This window comes from Synechococcus sp. R6-10 (assembly GCF_047461815.1).
Lineage (GTDB): Bacteria > Cyanobacteriota > Cyanobacteriia > Thermostichales > Thermostichaceae > Thermostichus.
Window position 1 is genome coordinate 1 of sequence record NZ_JANSHW010000244.1, and the last position, 4,018, is coordinate 4,018.

Genomic DNA, 4,018 nt, shown 5'->3' on the forward strand with positions numbered 1-4,018 from the left:
ACTACAATCCACGGGGATCCCTGAGGTGGTCACTCCTTTCTGGCTGCTTTTCCCACTGAGAAGATTGGCAAAATGGGATCCCTGCCTGAGGAGGTGGAGGCTCAGATTCGGTCTTTATCGGTGGAGCGCTTGGAAGAGCTGGGTCTAGCCTTGCTGGAGTTCCAGTCGTTGATTGGCCTCACCACCTGGCTTGATGGATTCAGCCATTAAAGGTTCTCCCCTTCAAAAAAGGGCTCCGTATCATACGCTGACGAATCTAAAGATTGAGCCCGTGTGTTGCAGCGCACTTGCACTTTGTTGAAGCAGATGTTAGTTTCTGCTTGAGCATCAGGCTGCAAATCCAGTCTTGCTCTTGTCGGGTGATGAACGGTAGATCCTCCTGAGAGAGTTCCTTCTAGGGATCCCTGCCCTAATTTTGTGTTGCTTGTAGCTCCAATAGAAGGATTGCCGGATCCCTGTGGGGGTCACTTGTGCCACTTGAACTGCTAGAACCAAGGCGATTATGAACGGCCTCAGGATACTGCTTATGTTGATGCTCTCTTCTGTGTTGGTGTTGCTGTGTGGGTGCAGTGGCGGGGGAGGTTCTTCTCTGGCGAATTTGCCAGGAGTCGTGCAGCCCACTATTGTGGCTTCGGCTTCTCCCACTCCGGGATCCCCAAGTTCTACGGGCAATCCATCCGGATCCCCTGCTGATCCAACAAATCCGGTCGAAACAGAGGGATCCCCAGGGGGTAATCCATCCGGATCCCCTGCTGAAGACAGTGGTGGCTCGGGTGGTACACCCCCACCCCCAGGTTCTGCCCCCAGTGCAGAAGAAGAGCCCAATCCTGATCCCACTACTGGATTTGTGCCAGAAAATCCGGGTGAGGATCCCTCTCCAGATATGATCCCGGTCGATGAACTGGATAGATTGTTTCCGAATTTGCCACCGGATCCAGGGGAGGCGGGCAAGCAAACTTTGGAGGGGATTGATGCCGATGGAGATGGCGTGCGTGATGATGTGCAGCGCTGGATTTACCGCCGGTATCCCAATGATGAGCTGAAGCGGAAGGCCATGCTGCGATACGCCAAAGCTTTACAGGCAAGCATCGTGAATGTTGACAGGGATAGTCGAGACCAGGTGCGTGCAAGAGTGCTTGATGGTTTCCGAGCAATTCGATGTGCGCGGTTAGCATTTGGCGGGGCAAATGAATTCGACCTGATTGATGAAGTTGCTGAGGCAGTAAGGGAAGTGCAATTTCAAATGCTTAACACCCAGGAAAGAGTTATTGCAGATTTAACTGTTGATGCCAAGTTCTCTGGACAAGTCGTTGGCGCAGAAGAATGGACATGTACTGACCCAATTCGCTAGATTAGTGAGGATAAATGGATGTTCGGTCGAAATACTGTTCGTCTTGTTGTTTTATTGTGCTGTTGCCTGTCTGTACTGATTCTCAAGTCTTGCTCATTACCGAACAAATCAACTATCTACTCAGTCGTTTCTCCCAACCTAGGTTTCAATACTACTGAATCTATTCTTAAGTCTAGAATCTATTATATTAACGGGTTAGCAACTGCAAAAGATGACGCTGAGAATAATCTTGATAGGATCATTGCTGCCATTGGAGGAAACGAAGAGAATGTATTGAGCCGACTCAAAGACAACATTGGGTTCGAGCAAGACATCGCAAACTATTGGCTTGCTTACAGCATGGCTTTGGGAGGAATAACTGCGTCTGGAAATGTAACTCAAGCAGCAGACAACCCAACCTTTCAAATCGTTGCATCCATTGCACTCAAGATTCGGGAAGCACTGCCAGAACTGTCAGACCCTCAAGCGTGGCAATATGCTCGTGTTCTTCTAAAAGCCCCAAATGCAAATGATATTCTAAGGCCACTATTGCAAAGGTTTAATGTCCAAGAAACTCTAATTAATCTTCTTGGTCAAACAATGCAGAAAAAAATGAATGGCCAGGCTATTCAGAGTGGTTCCGCAGAATCGGTGCATTTGAAGATGGGGTGATGCTGCTGAAAGGCACTCGGAGCTTTGATGCAGGGGTTGGAACCCGGAATGTGGGGGTTTTGAACAAAGTGAATGCCCAGGGCCAAGTCTCGACGTTTGTGGATGATCTCCCATTTGGGGCCTTCGGAAGAGGAACTGCAGAATACCTATCCAACCTCGTTCAGGTGGGCAATAGCGTCGTTTTCACCCGGTATAGCTTCCCGGTGATTATGGCTCGGCAAAGTCGGGATTGGCTGCGTTCCTGTTGTGGTCAGGAGTTGCTGCAGGTGGATGCCACAGGGCAAACCACTCAGGTGATGGATTTGAGTGCTTTTTTCCCGCCTGGGTTTTCGCTTATCTCGGATAACTCCGCAACCAAGCTCGTCGGGCAGGAGTATTATTTTCTGGCCAATAACCAAGGGAATCCGAGTATTCTCAAGGCCAATCCCAGTCAGGGGCTAGCGGTAGTGGTGGATGGGCGGGTGATACGAGAACAAAATGGTGGAGATTCTGTACCCATCCGGGATATTGACCTACAAGGAGCCAACTTAGTGGCTTTGTTGGGGCAGAGTCGTCTTTTGGAAGATGCAGAAGGGTCTTGGCGCAGTGGGTTGGCACGGGTGTCCCCTCAGGGATCCCTGAGTCCGATTTTCCGGATCCCGCAGGATTTTAGCTTGCAGCCGGAGAAGATAGTGGTGGAGGATGCGGGCTTTGGTTTGGTGGCCTGTCCAAGGCTTTCGAGTAACCAGCCAGAATTCTATTCCTGTGCCCTTTACCGGGTGACCCCTAGTGGAGGGTAGGAGCAAGCAGGAAGGCTTGGGCTATGACTTAGAGTATTTATTCACCCGCCTGCGACACGGTATGAACAACTTCCTCCTGTTGAAGAGCTTGCAGCGCCTGGGGCAAATGCTCCGCCAGCCGTGCCGGATCCACTCCCGTTAGGCCGCGTTCTTGCGCCAGATGGACAGCCGCCTGAGCATGCCACCACACCCCCGCACAGGCGCAACTGAGCAGGGCGGGAGCGTCCAAAGGTTGACCGGCTTGAGCTCTTCTTCGCGCCACTAGGCCCCCGATCAAACCGGTCAAGACATCGCCGCTGCCACCGCGGGCCAAAGCCGGTGTGCTTTCCGGGTTCACCCAGCATTCCCCAGTGGGAGAGGCGATCACCGTCCGCGCCCCTTTCAAAACCACCACTGCTCCACTCTGGGCTGCCGCCCTTTGGGCTGCCTCGATGCGATCCCCAAGCGGGATCCCCGGAAAAAGCCGCCGAAATTCCCCCAGGTGGGGGGTGAGGATGGCCTGGATCCCGTTTTCTGGCAGGCGCTCTACCCCCATCTCCGCCAGAGCATTGAGGCCATCGGCATCGATAACCCAGGGGATCCCGGCCCAATCCCGCAGCAGGAGTTCCAGCAGCGGTAAGCGGGTTTCTCCCAAGCCCGGCCCCACGGCCACCGCCTGAAAGGGTTTCTCGGCAACCGGCGGCAGAGAAGGGATCCCTTCCCAGGCATGAACCAAAACCTCTGGCAAGGCGCTGTGGATCAGTCCTTTCAACTCCGCCGGCACCGCCATCGTCACCATACCCACCCCACTGGCGCGGGATCCCAGCCCCGCCAACACCGCTGCTCCAGCATAGGCTGCCGAGCCTGCCACCAACAACAGGGATCCCTGGCGGTATTTGTGGGTATCCAAAGGGGGATCCGCGGGAAAGTGCTGCCAAGGCCGCAGCAACAACCGGGGAACCTCATCCTCTGGGCAGGCCCAAGCGGGGATCCCAAAATCAACGCGATGTAACCGTCCTACCCAAGGCAGAGCTGCTTCCTGCCACAGCCCCCGTTTCCAAAGGCCAAGGGTATAGGTATGGCTGGCGCGAATGCAGCAGCCCCAGACTTCCCCGGTTTGGTCGTTGAGGCCAGACGGCAAATCCAGGCTAAGGATGGGGATCCCACTGCCATTGGCCCACCCCACCGCCCCCGCCCAAGGCTCCCCCAAGGGTCGGTTCAAACCGATCCCAAACAGGGCATCAATTAACAAATCGCA

5 protein-coding genes are annotated in these 4,018 nt (G+C 54.2%); 4 read left to right on the top strand and 1 reads right to left on the bottom strand.

Annotated elements, in window-relative coordinates; genetic code table 11:
- The first annotated feature begins 72 nt into the window (after positions 1-72).
- The 4 genes from NW837_RS07635 to NW837_RS07650 all read left to right on the top strand — a co-directional run bounded on the left by NW837_RS07635 (position 73) and on the right by NW837_RS07650 (position 2,781).
- Positions 73-210 carry a DUF4351 domain-containing protein gene (locus NW837_RS07635; protein ID WP_414330371.1) on the top strand — a complete coding sequence of 46 codons (138 nt, stop codon included), beginning with the start codon at positions 73-75 and terminating at the stop codon, positions 208-210.
- Between the two features lie 673 nt (positions 211-883).
- Entirely contained in the window at positions 884-1,351 is a 468-nt protein-coding gene (locus NW837_RS07640; RefSeq protein WP_414330374.1) for a hypothetical protein, read from the top strand.
- 18 nt (positions 1,352-1,369) lie between these two features.
- On the top strand, positions 1,370-2,002 hold the full coding sequence (locus NW837_RS07645) for a hypothetical protein (protein WP_414330377.1): 633 nt from the start codon (positions 1,370-1,372) through the stop codon (positions 2,000-2,002).
- A gap of 50 nt (positions 2,003-2,052) precedes the next feature.
- Entirely contained in the window at positions 2,053-2,781 is a 729-nt protein-coding gene (locus NW837_RS07650) for a hypothetical protein (RefSeq protein ID WP_414330380.1), read from the top strand.
- 37 nt (positions 2,782-2,818) lie between these two features.
- Here NW837_RS07650 and NW837_RS07655 read toward each other — a convergent pair.
- A partial coding sequence (locus NW837_RS07655) for an NAD(P)H-hydrate dehydratase (RefSeq protein WP_414330382.1) occupies positions 2,819-4,018 on the bottom strand: 1,200 nt, incomplete at its 5' end.